Source organism: Streptomyces shinuiensis (assembly GCF_043660855.1).
GTDB lineage: Bacteria > Actinomycetota > Actinomycetes > Streptomycetales > Streptomycetaceae > Streptomyces.
Window position 1 is genome coordinate 1,644,970 of the sequence record NZ_JBIHML010000001.1, and the last position, 16,763, is coordinate 1,661,732.

Here is a 16,763-nt window from a genome sequence, read left to right on the forward strand (position 1 = left end):
GGTCCGGCCTCACCTGCGCGGTGCTGGTCACTGTGTGTACTCCTGCGATCCCCGACAGCGGTGCCGGGTGGGATGCCAAGCGGTTGCCGCCTTTTACCCGGCACGCACAACTGCATGCCGCTGCTTGAATGCATGACTGGCCACACAGAGATAATTCGTTCAAAAATTGAATTCAATGGATGAGATGATCCCGAGGTAGGTCTAATCTGTGAATTTTCCCGTTCGGGAAGTGAAGAAAAAGTGAAGACCAGGGCCGCCTACCGGACAGCTCGGCGGAGCCGCTGGCTGATGACCTTCGACACCCCGTCGCCCTGCATCGAGACGCCGTAGAGGGCGTCGGCGACCTCCATGGTCCGCTTCTGATGGGTGATCACGATGAGCTGGGAACTCTCCTGGAGCTCCCTCATGATCCCGATCAGCCGCTGGAGGTTGGTGTCGTCCAGCGCCGCCTCGACCTCGTCCATGACGTAGAACGGGCTGGGACGCGCCTTGAAGATCGACACCAGCAGCGCCACGGCCGTCAGCGAGCGTTCGCCTCCCGACAGCAGCGACAGCCGCTTGACCTTCTTCCCCGGCGGCCGGGCCTCGACGTCCACACCCGTGGTGAGCATGTTCTCCGGGTCGGTGAGGACCAGCCGCCCCTCGCCACCGGGGAACAGCCTGGAGAAGACGCCCTCGAACTCGCGGGCCGTGTCGCGGTACGCCTCGGTGAAGACCTGCTCGACCCGCTCGTCGACCTCCCTGACCACCTGCAGCAGGTCCGCGCGGGTCTTCTTCAGGTCCTCCAGCTGCTCGCCGAGGAAGCGGTGTCTCTCCTCCAGGGCCGCGAACTCCTCCAGCGCCAGCGGGTTCACCTTGCCCAGCTGCCGGTACGCCCGCTCGGCTGCCTGCAGCCGCTTCTCCTGCCCGGCGCGGACGAAGGGGACCGGACGGTTGCGCGGATGGCCGGGGTCTCCGGGCAGTTCCTCCCCCTCGGCGGGCGGCGACGGCGGCACCGGCTGGTCCGGGCCGTACTCGCGGATCAGTACGGCCGGCTCCACGCCCAGTTCCTCCAGGGACCGGCTCTCCAGTTGCTCGATCCGCAGCCGTTTCTCGGCGCCCAGCACCTCGCCGCGGTGCACGGAGTCGGTGAGCTTGTCCAGTTCCTCCTTCAGCTGCCGGCCCCGGTCACGCTCGGCGGCCAGTTCGCGTTCCCGCTCGGCCTTGTCGCTCCGGGCGGCCTCCCGCTCCTGCCCGGCCCGCGCCAGCGACACCTCCGTATGGGCCAGCAGTTGCCGGGCGCCGGAGGCGACGGCCGAGGCCACCTCTCTCTCGTGCCGCAGCCGGGCGCGCCGGCGCTCCACCCGCGCCCGCGCCTCCCGCTCGGCACGCGCCGCCCGGTCCAGGGAGTCCGCCCGTCCGGCGAGCCCCTTGGCCCTCTCCTCGTGGGTGCGCACCTGGAGGCGGGCCTCCATCTCCGTCTGCCGGGCATTGGCGCCGTCGGCCGCCAGCCGGTCGCGCACAGAGGTGTCCGGCTCCTCCTCACCCGGCTGCTCCTCGGCCGCCGCCAGCCGCCCGGCCAGCACCTCGGCCTCCTCACGGGCCCGCGCCAGCGCCTCCTCGGCCTTCGCCACGGCCGCCGCCGCACGCTCGGCCTCCCCGACCGCGGCCCGCGCCTGTCCGCCCAGCCGCCCGAGGCGGCCCGCGACCTGCGACCTCTCCCTGTCGGCCGCGCTGCGCCGCGCCCCCAGCTCCTCGACCCGGGCGGCACACTCGCGCCGCCGCTCCCGGGCCCTCTCCCGGCTCCCGGCCAGCGCCTCACACCGGCCGTCCAGCCCGGCCAGCTCCGCGGCGGCCTCGTCCACCGACGCCCGTACCTCCAGCAGCGACGGCGCCCCGGCGGAACCGCCCTGCGCGAAGTGGGCGCCGAGCAGATCGCCCTCGGCGGTGACGGCGGTCAGCTCCGGGCGGGCGGTCACCAGCTCCACCGCGTCCCGGAGGGCGCCGACCACCACCGCGTCGCGCAGCAGCCGCCGCAGGGCGGGCAGCAGCGCCTCCGGACCCGACACCAGCTCCGCGGCCCACCGCGCACCGGGGACGTCCAGGACCCCGGGAGGCTCCTCCGGAGGCGCGTCGCCGAGCACGAGCGCCGCGCGGCCGGCATCCTGCCCGCGCAGCAGGCGCAGGGCGTCGGCGGCCGCGGCCGGGCCGGTCACGGCCACGGCGTCCGCGGCCGAGCCGAGAGCGGCGGCGACGGGCACCTCGAAACCCGGTGTGACGGTGAGGAGTTCGGCGGCCGGGCCGAGCAGTCCGGTGAGTTCGCCGCCGGCGCCGAGCAGAGCGCCGGTACCGTCCTTGCGGCGCAGCCCCAGGGCCAGGGCATCACGGCGGGCGGCGGTCGCCGCACGTTCCCGCTCGGCGGCCGACAGCGCTTCGCGGGCCTCGCTCAGCTCCGCCTCGGCCTCGGCCAGTTCCCGTCCGGCCGCCTCGTGCTCCTCGGCCAGCTCGGCGTCGTCCGCGTCCAGCCCGTCCACCTCGGCCCGCAGCGCCTCGTACTCCTCCTGGGCCGCCGCCGCGCGCTCGGCCGCCTCGTCCCGGGCGGTGGCCAGCCGGTCGATCTCGGCCTGCGCGGAGGCGGCCCGGCCGCGGGCGGCGGTGACCTGGCCGTGCAGCCTGGCCAGCCCCTCGCGGCGGTCGGCGATGGCGCGGGCGGCGTCCTTCAGCCGCCGTTCCTCGTCGGCCAGGGCGCGCTCCAGCTCCGCGCGGTGGGCGACGGTGTCCTCCAGCGCCCGGCTCGCCGCCTCCAGCGCGGCCGTCAGCTCCGCCTCCTGCTCGCGGACCCGGGCCGCCTCCCGCTCCATGTCCTCCGGATCGCGCCCCCGGCGCTCCTCGGCGGGCTCGGCGGACGCACTGCGGACCCGGGCGTCGGCCAGGCTCACGGTGCCGCGCACCCGCTCGGCGAGCTGCGACAGCTCGTACCAGGTCTGCTGTGCCCGCTCCAGTCGCGGGGACAACTCCCTGACCTGCTGCTCCAGCGCGGCCTCCCGTCGCAGCACCTCCCCGAGTCCGGCCTCCACCGACTCCTTCCGCTCCTTGAGCGCCGCCTCGTCGGCGAGTTCGGCCCTCAGCGCCGCGCGCAGGGCCACCAGGTCGTCGGCCAGCAGCCGCAGCCGGGCGTCGCGCAGGTCGGCCTGGATCACCGCGGCCCGGCGGGCGACGGCCGCCTGCCGTCCCAGCGGCTTGAGCTGGCGGCGCAGTTCGTCGGTGAGGTCCTGGACACGGGCGAGGTTGGCCTGCATGGCGTCCAGCTTCCGCAGCGCCTTCTCCTTGCGCCTGCGGTGCTTGAGGACGCCGGCGGCCTCCTCGATGAAGGCCCGGCGGCCGGCCGGGTCCGCGTGCAGGACGGAGTCGAGCTGGCCCTGGCCGACGATGACGTGCATCTCGCGGCCGATGCCGGAGTCCGACAGCAGTTCCTGGATGTCCAGCAGCCGGCAGGTGTCGCCGTTGATCTGGTACTCGCTGCCGCCGTTGCGGAACATGATCCGCGTGATGGTGACCTCGGCGTACTCGATGGGCAGAGCGCCGTCGGAGTTGTCGATGGTCAGGGAGACCTCTGCCCGGCCGAGCGGAGGGCGGCCGGAAGGGCCCGCCGTCCCCGCGAAGATGACGTCCTCCATCTTGCCGCCGCGCAGCGACTTGGCGCCCTGCTCGCCCATGACCCACGACAGTGCGTCCACGACGTTGGACTTGCCGGAGCCGTTGGGTCCCACCACGCAGGTGATGCCCGGCTCGAAGCGCAGCGTCGTGGCCGAGGCGAAGGACTTGAACCCGCGCAGGGTCAGGCTCTTGAGGTGCACGTATCCGGACTTTACTCCCAGGTGCCTGTTTCACGACCGAAGCGAGTTTCGCCGCTGAACGGGTGGGGCACATCACACGGTAAGCGCCACGGCTCCGGCCGGAAACGACGAAGGGACGCCGAAGCGTCCCTTGCAGTTTTCTCCAGCGGCTTGGCGCTGCGTTCCCCGGACCGGGAGGTCAGGTGAGCGCAGGCTCCGCCTTGGATACGTCGATGCTCTCCAGCAACGAGTCGCCGTGCCGTGCAGCGGCGGCCGACAGCGCGTCGTTCTCGGCCTGGATCCGTACCAGCTCGGATTCCAGGTCCTGAACACGCTGCTGCAGCCGTCGCATCTCGGCGAGGACTCGGGGGTCGGAACCGCCGACGTAACCGAGAAGCGCCTTTGCCATGATGGATGGTCCTCCACACTGAGTGACCGACCGGAACGGTGGTGGGTCGTGAGGGATTCGCACCCGCGGTTGCCGTTCGGCCTTCATTCCCAAGGCAGAACAGCTGCGGTGCGCGGGGCTTCCAGAGTCTCACCAAAAGTTTTGGCGGTCAACACGATCACGCCACGCTCCCCGGCGGCCTTGACTCGACGGCACTCAATCTGCCGGAGGGCTCGCGGGGTCCCGCGGGGGTGACGCTGGCCGCAGCCTTGCACGTCACGCGGGGAAAGGCAACCACTTTGGATCATCGGATCGCGAAGCCCTCGTAGCCGCCGCGCGGCGGACCCCAGATCTCGGTCACGCCTTCAACCCGGCCCGGCGTGTCACCCGTCCGGAGCCATCCCAACAGCATTTCGCAGCGATCGCGCGGCCCTTCGGCGACCACCTGGACCCGGCCGTCGCCGAGATTGAGCGCAAAGCCCTCCAGTCCGCCGATCCGAAGCGCGCTGGCCCGGGCGAACCAGCGGAAACCGACCCCCTGCACCTGTCCGCGCACCCAGGCCGTCATCCGCACGGTCTCCCCGGCCGCGCCTTCGCCGGCGCCCTCCGTGTTCGTACCCATGGGCGCACGCTATCCGGACGCACACCGCTCCCACGCGCCCCGTCCTCTCCTCCCTTCCCGTGTTTCCGCCGACCGCTCCTCCGCCTCTCGTGGATGCCGTACAGTCACGCCGCAACGGGACTCACTCTTTCGAGTGACACAAGTGACGCCGATCACGTGAGGACTGCAGCAGATGGGACGCCACCGCCGCGCCGAACCGGTTCCAGCACCGGCCCCCGTCACCCCCGACCGCCACGCGGCGGGCGGACGCCACCGCAGCCCGCACCGCAGGCGGGGCGCAGCCCCCGCCCGCACCGGCCTCCTCGGAGCCTCGGCCGCGATGGCCATGGGTGCCGTGGCGGTGGCCTCGGGGCTGCTGCCCGGCCCGAACGGCGACTACACCGTCGGCGGATTCGCCTCCCCCTCCGGCGCGGCCCCGGACGATCTGCGGGAGCTGCGGGAGCTGCGGACCCAGGGTGCCGCGACGCCGGCCCCGGACGACCGCGGCGAGGGTTCCGCCACGGGTCTCGGCGACGGCCGCGACGCCTCCCCCGGCGCCGAACCCTCGCACGACCGGGAGCCGGGGAAGCCGGAGGCCACGCCGTCGGAGAGGACGACCGAGCCCACCCCGTCACGCGGCAGTACGCCCCCCGCCGAGGAGGACGGCGCGGCCGACGCCCTCCGCATACCCTCCGGCACACCCGGCGAGCCCTCCGCCTCCTCCCGGAAACCCACGGCGCCCGGCCTCCCCTCCCTCGACGAGGAGACGGCCGCCGAGGCGGAGGTGCTGAGACTGGTCAACCTGGAACGCGCCGAGGCCGGTTGTCGGCCGGTCACCGCCGATCCCGAACTGGCCGAACTGGCCGGGGATTTCAGCCAGGACATGGCCGCCCAGGGGTTCTTCTCCCACACCAGCCCCAACGGCGACACCCCCTGGGACCGCGCCGAGGCGGCGGGCATCGACAACCTCGGCGGCGAGAACATAGCCCGCGGCCAGGCCGACGCCCGGTCGGTGATGGACGCCTGGATGGACAGTCCCGGCCACCGCGCCAACATCCTCAACTGCGACTACCGGACCCTGGGCGTGGGCGCGCACTTCGCCGAGGGCGGCCCCTGGTGGACACAGAACTTCGGCTTCTGAGCGGTTTCCCGGCAGGCGCCCGCCGTCCCGCCCGGGCGGCGGGCGGTGTTCAGCGCGCCGGGCGGGGCGGGCGCTGGCAGTGCGGGCAGAAGTAGCTGGAGCGGTTCATCCAGGGGCTGCGGCGCATCGGAGCGGCACAGCGGCGGCAGGGCAGGCCCTCGCGGCCGTAGGCGTCCAGGGAGCGCTCGAAGTAGCCCGACTCCCCGTTGACGTTGACGTAGAGGCTGTCGAAGCTGGTGCCGCCGACGGCGAGGGCCGCGTTCATCACGTCGCGGACGTGGCCGAGGAGTTCCGCGGTGCGCGGGCGGGTGAGGGTGGCGGTGGGACGGTCGTAGTGCAGCCGGGAGCGCCACAGCGCCTCGTCCGCGTAGATGTTGCCGACCCCGCTGATCAGGGACTGGTCGAGCAGTGCCCGCTTGAGCGTGCTGCTGCGGCGGCGCAGGGCGGTGTGGAAGGCGGCCTCGTCGAAGACCGGGTCCAGCGGGTCGCGGGCGATGTGGGCTATGACGTCGGGCAGGCCGTCGTCCGTGGTGGCGTGCAGGGACAGTCCGCCGAAGGTGCGCTGGTCGACGAAGCGCAGTTCGGTCCCCTCGTCGTCGGCGAAGCGGACGCGCACGCGCAGGTGCTTCTCGTCGGGGGCGTCCTGCGGCTGGACGAGCAGCTGACCGCTCATGCCGAGGTGGGCCAGGACACACTGGCCGGTGCCCTCCAGCGGCAGCCACAGGTACTTGCCGCGGCGCAGGGGCGCGCCGACGCGTGTCCCGCGCAGCCGGCCGGTGAAGTCCTCCGCTCCGGCGAGATGACGGCGGATCGCTCGCGGGTGCAGCACCTCGGCTCCGGCGATGGTGCGGCCGCCGACCCAGCGCTCGAGTCCGCGCCGGACGACCTCGACCTCGGGCAGCTCTGGCAACGACGGCTCCTCGTCGACGGAAATCCCGCGTCAGCGGGAGGCGGTGTGGGGTCACTGATGGAACGACGCGCCCACCCGCCCGGATTCCGGGCGGGTGGGCGGAAGGCGCGGGGCGGGCTCCGGGCCGTTCAGGAGACCTTCTCGGCGGTCCGCCCCTCCCGCTGGTCGGCGGCGGCCCGGATGGCACGCCAGGCGGCCTCCGCCGCCTGCTGCTCGGCCTCCTTCTTGCTGCGGCCGGTGCCGGTGCCGTACGCGACACCACCGACGCGGGCAGCAGCCGTGAAGGTCTTCTCGTGGTCGGGACCGGTCTCGCTGACCAGGTACTCCGGAACCCCCAGCCCCTCGGCCGCGGTCAGTTCCTGGAGGCTGGTCTTCCAGTCCAGTCCGGCGCCGAGGTTGGAGGACTCCTCGATCAGGGGGTCGAAGAGCCGGTGCACCAGCTCGCTGGCCGCCTCCAGCCCCCGGTCGAGGTAGACCGCGCCGATCACGGCCTCCAGGGTGTCGGCGAGGATCGACGCCTTGTCCCGGCCGCCGGTGCCCTCCTCACCCCGGCCGAGCCGGATGAAGGCGCCCAGGTCGAGACCGCGGGCGACTCCGGCCAGCGCGCGGGAGTTGACCACCGCCGCGCGAAGCTTGGCGAGCTGCCCCTCGGGCAGGTCGGGGTGGGTGCGGTAAAGGGTGTCGGTGACCACCAGGCCCAGTACGGAGTCCCCCAGGAACTCCAGGCGCTCGTTGGTGGGCAGGCCGCCGTTCTCGTACGCGTAGCTGCGGTGCGTCAGTGCACGCGTCAGAAGGGCGGACTCGAGCTGGTACCCGAGCCGCCCTTCCAGAAGCGTGTGGGACGAGGCCGCGTCCACCAGACCCGCCCTCTGCGCCGTTTCACCCCTGTCGTTGCGGGGAGAGTCTGCGGGCGTAGTGGCGTCTGACATGGAGCCCGTCACCAGCCGATCAGACCTCGAGGACCTGGCGGCGGTTGTAGGTGCCGCAGTTCGGGCAGGCGATGTGCTGCTGACGGGGCTCCTGGCAGCGCTCGCACTTCACCAGGGTCGGGACCGCAGCCTTCCACTGCGACCGGCGGTGGCGCGTGTTGCTGCGCGACATCTTCCGCTTCGGAACAGCCACGGCTATTTCTCCTGTGGATCGTCCCCGGCAGTGCGGGGTTCGTTGTCTTCGTCCTTCTCGCCGTCCCGCATGGAGCCGGCGAGTCCTTCGAGGGCCGCCCACCGGATGTCGACGGCCTCGTTGTGGTCGTGCCCGGGTTCGTCCGCGAGCCTCGCCCCGCAGCGGGGGCAGAGTCCGGGGCAGTCCTCCTGGCACACCGGCTGCAGCGGCAGTGACAGCACCACCGCGTCACGCAGCACGGACTCGAGGTCGAGCAGGTCGCCCTCGAGTCGGAACGTCTCCTCGTCCTCGGCGTCGTCGCCGGTGTCCGCGAAGCGGCTCCGGTCGTCGGCGTCGGGGTAGGAGAACATCTCCTGGAAGTCCGCCTCGCATTCCTGCTCCAGCGGCTCCAGACACCTTACGCACTCCCCCTTCAGCCGCGCACGGGCGGTGCCCGTGACGAGCACCCCCTCCATGACCGACTCCAGGCGGAGGTCGAGCTCCATGGGCGAGCCCTCCGGCACCCCGATGACCTCGATGCCGAGGTCTCCCGGAGCCGGGACCGTCCGGGAGAACTCCTTGAGCGCACCCGGACGGCGCCCCAGCTCGCGCGTGTCCAGCACGAGGGGGGAACGGGGGTCGAGGGGGGCGTTCAGGGCTTCCTGCTTTCTACGGTCTGACAGCGGCTGGCTCCGATTCCTGCGTTCTGGGCAGCCGGACGTCGCGGACGGACCACGACCGAATGGCCAGGATACTGGACCGGCCGCCCGGGACCCAATCCGGGCCGACCGGACACGGCCCGGCCCGTCGGGATGCCGGGCCGGTACGGCTAGCGGCCCTGCTCGTACTGCCGCAGCTGCCCCATGTCGATCATGCTGGTGTCGAAGAAACTGGTCTCGTCGAGCGCCGCGGGCCGCTGTGCCTGCTGCGGCTGGTACGCGGGCTGCTGCGGGGACTGCTGCTGGTAGGCGTACGGATCCTGCTGCGACTGCCCGTACTCCTGCGCATAGCCCTCCTGCGGATAGCCGTAACCACCCTGCTGTGCCTGCTGCGGCTGGTACGCGGGCTGCTGCGGGGACTGCTGCTGGTAGGCGTACGGATCCTGCTGCGACTGCCCGTACTCCTGCGCATAGCCGTAACCGCTCTGCTGGTAGGCGTACGGATCCTGCTGGGGCTGCGGCTCGTACGCGGGCTGCTGCGGCGGCTGCGCGGGGACCTGTGGCGCCTGCTGAGGCTGCTGCGCCTGCCGCGGCTCGTGGGAGACGGCTGCGAGGTCCGCCAGGTAGTCGGCGTCGCTCTGCTGCCCCTGCTCGTCCTGGGCGGCCAGATGGGCGCCCAGCTCGTCGATGGGCCGGTGGCCGGTGAGTTTCTGCCGGCCGCGCCCGACCGCCTCCAGGGTCTTGGACAGCACCGCCTCGAAGGCCCGGAACTGGGCCTCCACATAGGTGTCGGCGCGCTCCCGCAGCTCGGCGGGGTCGGCGGAGCGCTCCGGGATGTCCTCGCCGCCCTCCTCGCCGTAGGGGTCGGCACCCGGATTCCGGCCCAGCAGCTTCTCCCGCCCCCGGTCGACCGAGCCTATGGTCTTGCTGAGGACGACCTCGAAGTTGGCGAGCTTGCTGTCGACGTAGTCGTCGGCCTCGGCCCGGATCCCCCCGGCCTCCTGACGCGCCTGGGCGAGGATGTGGTCGGCCTCCTCCTGCGCGCGGCGGGCGATCTCGGTGCCGGAGACCAGCGATCCGCGCTCGGCCTGTGCGGAGTCGATGATCTGCCGGGCCTCCCGCCGGGCCTCGGCGATCATCTGTTCCCGGTCGCCGATCAGCTCCTGGGCCTGGGCGAGCGAGCCGGGCAGCGCCTGCCGCACCTCCTCCAGCATCCCCAGCAGCTCCGCGCGGTTGACCACGCAGGAGGCCGACATGGGCATGGAGCGGGCACCTTCGACCGCCGCGACGATGTCGTCGAGTTTCTGCTGTACGTCCACGGGAGCGACTGTACGGGCAGCGCCCGCCGGTGCGACAGCGGATGCGGGAACCGGTCCGGGCGCGGGCCCGCCGGGCCTCCGGGCCGGGCGGGGGCCCGGGGTGCCGGGGCGTCAGGAGCGGGACAGCCGCTCGCGCAGGGCCTGGAGCACCACGGGCGGCACCAGGTGGGAGACGTCGCCGCCCCAGGCCGCGACCTCCTTGACCAGGCTGGAGGAGAGGAAGCTGTAGGTCGGGTTGGTGGGCACGAACAGCGTCTCCACCCCGGACAGCCCGTTGTTCATCTGGGCCATCTGCAGCTCGTAGTCGAAGTCGCTGACCGCCCGCAGGCCCTTGACGATGGCCGGGATGTCGCGCTGCTTGCAGAAGTCCACCAGCAGGCCGTGGAAGGCCTCGACGCGCACGTTGCCGTACTCGGCGGTGACCTGGTGGATCAGGTCGATGCGCTCCTCGACGGTGAACAGGCCCTGCTTGGACTTGTTGATCATCACCGCGACGTACACCTCGTCGTAGAGCCTGGAGGCGCGGGAGATGATGTCGAGGTGTCCGTTGGTGATGGGGTCGAAGGACCCCGGACAGACGGCGCGGCGCACTGGCGTTTCCTCGCTCTCCGTACGGGTCATGACGCGTCGGTGACCTCTTCGGCTTCTTCGGCGGCGCGACCGTACCAGAGCGTTCCCTCGCCGTAGCGGCGGGACCGCAGCCCCTCGAAACCGGCGGGCCAGCGGAATTCGCCGCCCCTGGTGCTCCGTTCCACGGTGGCGAGGGCACCGCCCGCGAGCCACCCCCGGGCGCGGAGTGTGAGAAGGATCTCGCGCAGCTCCTCGTCCCCGACGGCGTACGGCGGGTCGAGGAACACCACGTCGTACGGCTCCCCGGGGGCCTGCGCGCGCACCGTCTGCTCCGTCCGGCCGGCGCGCACCTCGGCGCCGGGCAGGCCGAGGCCGCGGACGTTCTGGCGGATGGTTCGCACGGCCCGGGCGTCGGACTCGATCAGCAGGACGTGGGCCGCGCCGCGTGAGAGGGCCTCCAGGCCGACCGCGCCCGAGCCTCCGTACAGGTCGAGCACCCGCAGGCCCGCCAGCGGGCCGAGCAGCGACTCCCAGGTGGAGAACAGCCCCTCGCGCGCCCGGTCGGAGGTCGGGCGGGTGCCCTGGCCGGGCGGCACCGCCAGGCGTCGTCCGCCGGCCGCTCCGGCGATCACGCGGGTCATCGCTTCACCGTCTCCAGGGTGCTGGGGCAGGGGTTGGTGGGGGCCGCGGTCAGCCGGTCCGCCGGACCGGCTGACCGCGGCCCCCACCACGATAGGCGCGCGGCGGACGGACGGCGGGCCCGCCCGCCCCCGTCAGCCCTTCTCCAGGTACTCCTCGCGCTCGGCGTCCAGCAGGGCCTCCAGGGCCGCGCGCAGCTCGGGCAGGCGCTCCAGTTCGGGGTCGGCGGCGACGATCTCCGTCGCCTTCTCCCGGGCGGCCGCGATGACCTCCTCGTCGTCGATGACGGCGAGCATCCGCAGGGAGGAGCGGGTGCCGGACTGCGCCTGGCCCAGCACATCGCCCTCCCGGCGCTGCTCCAGGTCGATGCGGGACAGTTCGAAGCCGTCCAGCGTCGCGGCGACCGCCCCCAGCCTGGCGCGGGCGGGGCTGCCCTCGGGGGCCTCGCTGACCAGCAGGCACAGCCCCGGCGCGCTGCCGCGCCCGACCCGGCCGCGCAGCTGGTGGAGCTGGGAGACACCGAAACGGTCCGCGTCCATGATCACCATCACGGTGGCGTTCGGCACGTTCACCCCGACCTCGATGACGGTCGTGGCGACCAGGACGTCCAGCTCGCCCGCGGCGAAGCGGCGCATCACCTCGTCCTTGGCGTCCGGCTGCATCCGGCCGTGCAGCGCGGCCACCCGCAGGCTCCTGAGCGGCCCGTCGGCGAGCTGTCCGGCGATGTCGAGGACGGCCAGCGGCGGGCGGCGCTCGCCTCCGCCGTCGGCGCCCTCACCGTCCCCGCCGCCCTCACCGTCCTCGTTGCCCGCGCCGCTCCCGCCGTTCCGCCGGGCGCCCGCGGGCTCCTCCTCGTCGCCGATGCGCGGGCAGACCACATAGGCCTGGTGTCCGGCCGACACCTCCTCGCGCACCCGTTCCCAGGCGCGGTCGAGGAAGTGGGGCTTCTCGGCGGCGGGTACGACATGGCTGGCGATGGGCGAGCGCCCGGCCGGGAGCTGGTCCAGCACGGAGGTCTCCAGGTCGCCGAAGACCGTCATGGCGACCGTGCGCGGGATGGGGGTGGCGGTCATCACCAGCAGGTGCGGGGGCTGCTTCCCCTTGGACCGCAGGGCGTCGCGCTGCTCGACGCCGAAGCGGTGCTGCTCGTCGACCACGACCAGGCCCAGGTCGTGGAAGCCCACCTTGTCCTCGATCAGTGCGTGGGTGCCGATGACGATGCCGGCCTCGCCGGTGGCCAGGTCCAGCAGCGCCCGGCGGCGGGCGGCGGCCCCCATCGAGCCGGTGAGCAGCACGACCTTGGTGGCGTGCTCGGCGCCGCCGAGCATCCCGCCCTCGGCCAGCTCGCCCATCATCTCGGTGATCGAGCGGTGGTGCTGCTGGGCCAGGACCTCGGTGGGGGCGAGCATCGCGGCCTGCCCGCCGGCGTCCACCACCGCGAGCATGGCGCGCAGCGCCACCAGCGTCTTGCCGGAGCCGACCTCGCCCTGGAGCAGCCGGTGCATGGGGTGCTCGGTGGCCAGGTCGTCGAAGATCTCCCGGCTGACGGTCCGCTGGCCGTCGGTGAGGGTGAAAGGCAGCCGGGCGTCGAAGGCGTCCAGCAGCCCGTCCTCGCACGGCCTGCGCGCCACGGCCGGGAGCTGGCCCTCGGCCAGGCGGCGGCGGGCCAGCGCGACCTGGAGGACGAACGCCTCGTCCCACTTCAGCCGGGCCCGCGCCAGCTCCACATCCGCCTTGGTGCGCGGCCGGTGGACCTTCTCCAGCGCCTCCGGCAGTGTCGGCAGGCCGCGTTCGGCACGCAGGGCGGCGGGCAGCGGGTCGGCGACTCCCTCCCAGCGCGTGGCCAGCAGGGAGTCCACGACGGTGGCGACGGCCTTGGCGATCTTCCACGACTCCAGCTGCTTGCACGCCGGGTAGATCGGCATGAGCCTGCCCGCGAAGGCGTCCACCGCCTCCGCTCCGCTGCCGGCGCCCAGCAGCTCGTAGGCGGGGTGGGAGAGCTGGAGCTTCCGGTTGAACACACCGACCTTGCCCGCGAACATCCCCCGGCGGCCGGGCAGCAGCTCCTTGTGGTGGTGGTGGACGGCCCTGCCGAAGAAGACCAGGCGGAGTCGGCCGCTGCCGTCGGTGAGGGTGACCTCCAGGCGCTTGCCGCGGCCCTGGTTGAAGGTGAGCACCCGGGAGTCGGCGACCTGGGCGACGACGGTGACGTGCTCGTCCAGCGGCAGGTCGGCGAGCCGGGTCAGCTCGCCGCGCTCGGCGTACCGCCGCGGGTAGTGGTGCAGCAGGTCGCCGACGGTGTGCAGACCGAGGTGCTCGGCCATCACCTTCGCGGTGGTGCCGCCGAGCACCTTTCGCAGCGGTTCCGTCAGGGGGTCTTGCGTGTTCTCTTCCAGCGCGGGCACGTCCCCCATTGCACACCACGCCACCGACAGCGCGGGCCGCGCGACCCGCTCACTCCACGCCGATCAGCAGCGGGCCGCTCTGCCGCCCCTCGTAGACGAGCGTGTCGACGGCCAGGTGGTTGCGGCGCACATGATCCTCCAGGTGATCGGCCAGACCCACGGGCGCGCCCGCGCCGATCACCAGGGTCACCAGCTCGCCCCCCGCCGAGAGCATCCGGTCCAGTACGGCCGCGGCCACGTCCGCCGCCTGTGCGCCGATCAGCGCCACGTCCCCCTCGATCAGGCCGAGGACGTCCCCGGCCTGGCAGATCCCGGCGGTGGTCCATGCCTGCCGTTCGGCGACGCACAGCTCGCCGTACCGGGTGGCCCCGGCCGCGGAGGTCATGGCGACGACGTCCTCGTCGAAGCGGCGGCCGGGCTCGTGCACGGCGAGCGCGGCGATGCCCTGCACCGGGGAGCGGGTGGGGATGATCGCGACCCGCAGCCCCTCGGCGCGGGCCTGTTCGGCGGCCGCAGCGGCGGTGTGCCGCAGCTCGGGGTCGTTGGGCATCAGGACGGCCTCGGGCGCGCCCGTCCGCAGCAGAGCCTGCGCCAGTTCCCCGCTGGCGGGCGGCTCCCCGGGGCGCGCGGTGACGGTGGTGGCGCCCGCCGCGGCGCACAGTTCGGCCAGTCCGTCGCCGGGCACCACCGCGACCACGGCGCGGGGGGCGGCACGGCCGGGGGCGTGTGCGGGCGTACGGCCGGCGTGCCGGTCGCCGCCCCGGGCGCCGAAGTGCGTGATCCGGATGCGGAAGGGGCGCCCGGCCTCGATCCCGGCCTCCACCGCCGCGCCGGCGTCGTCCACGTGGACGTGGACGTTCCACAACCCGTCGCCGCCGACCACCACCAGGGAGTCACCCAGGGCGTCGAGCCGGGTGCGCAGGGCGGCCACGGCGTCGTCCCCCGCCTCCAGCAGGTAGACGACCTCGCAGGCCGGGCCGGCCGGCTCCTGCGCCGCGGTGCGGCCCCCGCCGTCCGGATCCGGGTGCGGGTCCGGGGGCGGGATCGGGCACGGCGTTCCGGAGCGCTCGGCGGCCGGGGCCCCGGGCCGCTCCCCGGAGAGCGCGGCCACCAGTGCGCCCAGCACGGTGACCAGACCGTAGCCGCCCGCGTCCACCACGCCCGCGCGGGAGAGCGCCGGGAGCTGCTCGGGGGTGGCCTCCAGGGCCGCGCGGGCCGCGGACCAGGCGGCGCGGGCCACCGTGGGGCAGTCCCCGGCGGCGGCCGCCGCCGCGTCGGCCGCGGCCGCGGCGACGGTGAGCACGGTGCCCTCCACCGGGTGCGCGACCGCGGCCCGTGCCGCGGTCGCGGCACGCACCAGCGCGCGCCGCAGCGGCTCCCCGTCGTCCTCGCCGCGCTCGCACGCCCCGCCGGCCTCGGCCTCGGCTATCTCCTCGGCCATGCCGCGCAGCAGCTGCGCCAGGATCGTCCCGGAGTTGCCGCGCGCGCCGATCAGCGCGCCGTGTGCCATGGCCCGCACAGCCTGGGCCGGGGTGGGTTCCCCCGCGCAGGCGGCCTCGACGGCCCGGGCGGCGGACTCGGCGGTCAGGTAGAGGTTGGTGCCGGTGTCGGCGTCCGCGACCGGGTAGACGTTGATCGCGTCGATGGTCTCGCGGGCGCGGCCCAGCGCGTCGAGCGCCTGGGCGCTCCACTCCCGTACCGCGGCGGCGTCGAGCGGGTGCGGCACGGACGGGCCTCCTGGGGGCTTGCGGCCGGGCGGCCGGGAAAGACATCTGCGACGGGCGAAGGCTAGTGCCCGGCACGGTCCGCGGCCGGTGGCGGGGCCGTGGTGCGGGGCCGTGGTAATTTCGTGGTCCGGACGGGGGCAAGGTATGCTTCCCCGGTTGCCCGACCCGCTCGGGCTCTACCCAATTCCCTGGCAGTGCCGGTCATCCTCTGATCCTGCCGACGCCGGGATTTCACTGTAAGTGCATCTGAAGTCTTTGGAGTGACCCGTGGCTGCCAACTGCGACGTCTGCGGCAAGGGGCCGGGCTTCGGCAACAACATCTCGCACTCGCACCGCCGTACGTCCCGCCGTTGGAACCCCAACATCCAGCGGGTGCGTGCGATGGTCGGTCGGACGCCGAAGCGGCTCAACGTCTGCACCTCGTGCATCAAGGCCGGCAAGGTCTCGCGCTGAGCGCATGACCTCTCCCCCGCCGCGCGGCGGGGGTGACCCGGTCTCGCGCTGACGCAACGCCCAGCGCGGCCACCTTGCCGGTTGCGCCGGAAGGCCGGTCCACCTCTGGTGGACCGGCCTTCCGGCGTGCGGCCTTCCGGTCCCGCCACGCGGCCGACCGGAACGGCCGCTCAGGACTCCCCTTCCGGAGCCTCCTGCTCCAGCCGCCAGCCGTGGTCCACGGGCCCGATGCCGCCGCCCAGCGCGAAGCCCGCGGCGATGGCACCCGTCACGTACTCCTTGGCATCGGCGACCGCCTCCGGGACCGGACGTCCCTTCGCCAGCCGTGCGGCGATCGCGGCGGCCAGGGTGCAGCCGGTTCCATGGGTGTGGCGGTTGTCGTGGCGGGGCGCGCGCAGCCAGCACTCGGCGGTGCCGTCGGTGAGCAGGTCCACCGCGTCCGCCCTGCCCCTGAGGTGGCCGCCCTTGATCAGCGCCCACCGCGGCCCGTACGCCAGCACCGCCTCCGCCGCGCGCGGCAGGTCGGCCTCGCGTTCCACCCGTACGCCGGTGAGCTGGGCGACCTCGTCCAGGTTGGGGGTGGCGACGGTTGCCCTGGGCAGCAGCTCGGCGCGCACCGTCTCCAGCGCCTCGGCGGCCAGCAGCGGGTCGCCGTGCTTGGAGACCCCGACGGGGTCGACGACCACGGGCGCGGTGAGGCCGTCCAGCAGGCCGGCGACCGTCGCGACCAGTTCGGCGGTGGCCAGCATGCCGGTCTTGACCGCCTGCACCCCGATGTCGTCCACGACGCTGCGGAACTGCTGCCGCACCGCCTCGGCAGGCAGTTCCCAGGCGCCCTGCACGCCCAGGGAGTTCTGCGCGGTGACGGCGGTGAGCACGCTCATCCCGTGGGTGCCGAGCGCGAGCATGGTCTTCAGGTCGGCCTGGATCCCCGCTCCGCCGCCGGAGTCGGACCCGGCGACGGTGAGGACGCACGGTGGTGGTGTACGCATGCCCCGCAGCCTACGGCCGCGGCCGTCCCCCGCCCCCTCGGTC

At 73.5% G+C, this 16,763-nt stretch carries 15 protein-coding genes; 2 read left to right on the top strand and 13 right to left on the bottom strand.

Translation table 11 applies throughout. The features are described from left to right. Nucleotides 1-257 precede the first annotated feature (257 nt). From smc to ACGRHY_RS07130, 3 genes are all read right to left on the bottom strand, one after another. Nucleotides 258-3,836, bottom strand: coding sequence for a chromosome segregation protein SMC (smc, locus tag ACGRHY_RS07120; RefSeq protein ID WP_394634550.1), 3,579 nt, complete (start codon nucleotides 3,834-3,836; stop codon nucleotides 258-260). 178 nt (nucleotides 3,837-4,014) lie between these two features. Next, complete coding sequence (locus ACGRHY_RS07125) at nucleotides 4,015-4,224, bottom strand: hypothetical protein (protein ID WP_093662111.1); 210 nt, start codon at nucleotides 4,222-4,224, stop codon at nucleotides 4,015-4,017. Between the two features lie 283 nt (nucleotides 4,225-4,507). After that, the gene (locus ACGRHY_RS07130) at nucleotides 4,508-4,825 is read right to left on the bottom strand and encodes an acylphosphatase (protein ID WP_394634551.1); all 318 of its coding nucleotides are present in this window, start codon (nucleotides 4,823-4,825) and stop codon (nucleotides 4,508-4,510) included. Between the two features lie 172 nt (nucleotides 4,826-4,997). On the opposite strand from ACGRHY_RS07130, the gene ACGRHY_RS07135 reads away from it, so the two are divergent. Further along, nucleotides 4,998-5,945 (top strand): CAP domain-containing protein, encoded by a 948-nt coding sequence (locus ACGRHY_RS07135; RefSeq protein ID WP_394634552.1) that lies wholly within the window; start codon nucleotides 4,998-5,000, stop codon nucleotides 5,943-5,945. Nucleotides 5,946-5,994: 49 nt separating this feature from the next. Here the strand turns inward: ACGRHY_RS07135 and mutM are convergent, their stop codons facing one another. From mutM to ACGRHY_RS07180, 9 genes are all read right to left on the bottom strand, one after another. Further along, nucleotides 5,995-6,855 carry a bifunctional DNA-formamidopyrimidine glycosylase/DNA-(apurinic or apyrimidinic site) lyase gene (mutM, locus tag ACGRHY_RS07140; RefSeq protein WP_394634553.1) on the bottom strand — a complete coding sequence of 287 codons (861 nt, stop codon included), beginning with the start codon at nucleotides 6,853-6,855 and terminating at the stop codon, nucleotides 5,995-5,997. A gap of 128 nt (nucleotides 6,856-6,983) precedes the next feature. Next, nucleotides 6,984-7,784 (bottom strand): ribonuclease III, encoded by an 801-nt coding sequence (gene rnc / locus ACGRHY_RS07145; protein ID WP_394634554.1) that lies wholly within the window; start codon nucleotides 7,782-7,784, stop codon nucleotides 6,984-6,986. Between the two features lie 19 nt (nucleotides 7,785-7,803). After that, the gene (gene rpmF, locus ACGRHY_RS07150; protein ID WP_031508259.1) at nucleotides 7,804-7,977 is read right to left on the bottom strand and encodes a 50S ribosomal protein L32; all 174 of its coding nucleotides are present in this window, start codon (nucleotides 7,975-7,977) and stop codon (nucleotides 7,804-7,806) included. A gap of 2 nt (nucleotides 7,978-7,979) precedes the next feature. After that, nucleotides 7,980-8,579 (bottom strand): YceD family protein, encoded by a 600-nt coding sequence (locus ACGRHY_RS07155; protein ID WP_394634555.1) that lies wholly within the window; start codon nucleotides 8,577-8,579, stop codon nucleotides 7,980-7,982. 206 nt (nucleotides 8,580-8,785) lie between these two features. Further along, the gene (locus ACGRHY_RS07160) at nucleotides 8,786-9,934 is read right to left on the bottom strand and encodes a F0F1 ATP synthase subunit B family protein (protein ID WP_394634556.1); all 1,149 of its coding nucleotides are present in this window, start codon (nucleotides 9,932-9,934) and stop codon (nucleotides 8,786-8,788) included. Between the two features lie 111 nt (nucleotides 9,935-10,045). Continuing rightward, nucleotides 10,046-10,555, bottom strand: coding sequence for a pantetheine-phosphate adenylyltransferase (coaD, locus tag ACGRHY_RS07165; RefSeq protein ID WP_394634557.1), 510 nt, complete (start codon nucleotides 10,553-10,555; stop codon nucleotides 10,046-10,048). Continuing rightward, nucleotides 10,552-11,145, bottom strand: coding sequence for a 16S rRNA (guanine(966)-N(2))-methyltransferase RsmD (gene rsmD / locus ACGRHY_RS07170; RefSeq protein ID WP_394634558.1), 594 nt, complete (start codon nucleotides 11,143-11,145; stop codon nucleotides 10,552-10,554). Before rsmD ends, coaD begins: the two co-directional genes overlap by 4 nt. A 132-nt stretch (nucleotides 11,146-11,277) precedes the next feature. Next, nucleotides 11,278-13,557, bottom strand: a complete 2,280-nt coding sequence (recG, locus tag ACGRHY_RS07175) for an ATP-dependent DNA helicase RecG (RefSeq protein ID WP_394634559.1) — start codon at nucleotides 13,555-13,557, stop codon at nucleotides 11,278-11,280. Nucleotides 13,558-13,597: 40 nt separating this feature from the next. After that, nucleotides 13,598-15,274 (bottom strand): DAK2 domain-containing protein, encoded by a 1,677-nt coding sequence (locus ACGRHY_RS07180; RefSeq protein WP_394634560.1) that lies wholly within the window; start codon nucleotides 15,272-15,274, stop codon nucleotides 13,598-13,600. Nucleotides 15,275-15,542: 268 nt separating this feature from the next. Here ACGRHY_RS07180 and rpmB point away from each other — a divergent pair, with 268 nt between their 5' ends. Continuing rightward, a complete protein-coding gene (gene rpmB, locus ACGRHY_RS07185) occupies nucleotides 15,543-15,728 on the top strand; it encodes a 50S ribosomal protein L28 (protein ID WP_093662092.1) in 186 nt (61 codons plus the stop codon). A gap of 170 nt (nucleotides 15,729-15,898) precedes the next feature. On the opposite strand, the gene thiD is transcribed toward rpmB, so the two are convergent. Beyond that, nucleotides 15,899-16,720, bottom strand: coding sequence for a bifunctional hydroxymethylpyrimidine kinase/phosphomethylpyrimidine kinase (thiD, locus tag ACGRHY_RS07190; protein ID WP_394634561.1), 822 nt, complete (start codon nucleotides 16,718-16,720; stop codon nucleotides 15,899-15,901). Between the last annotated feature and the right edge of the window lie 43 nt (nucleotides 16,721-16,763).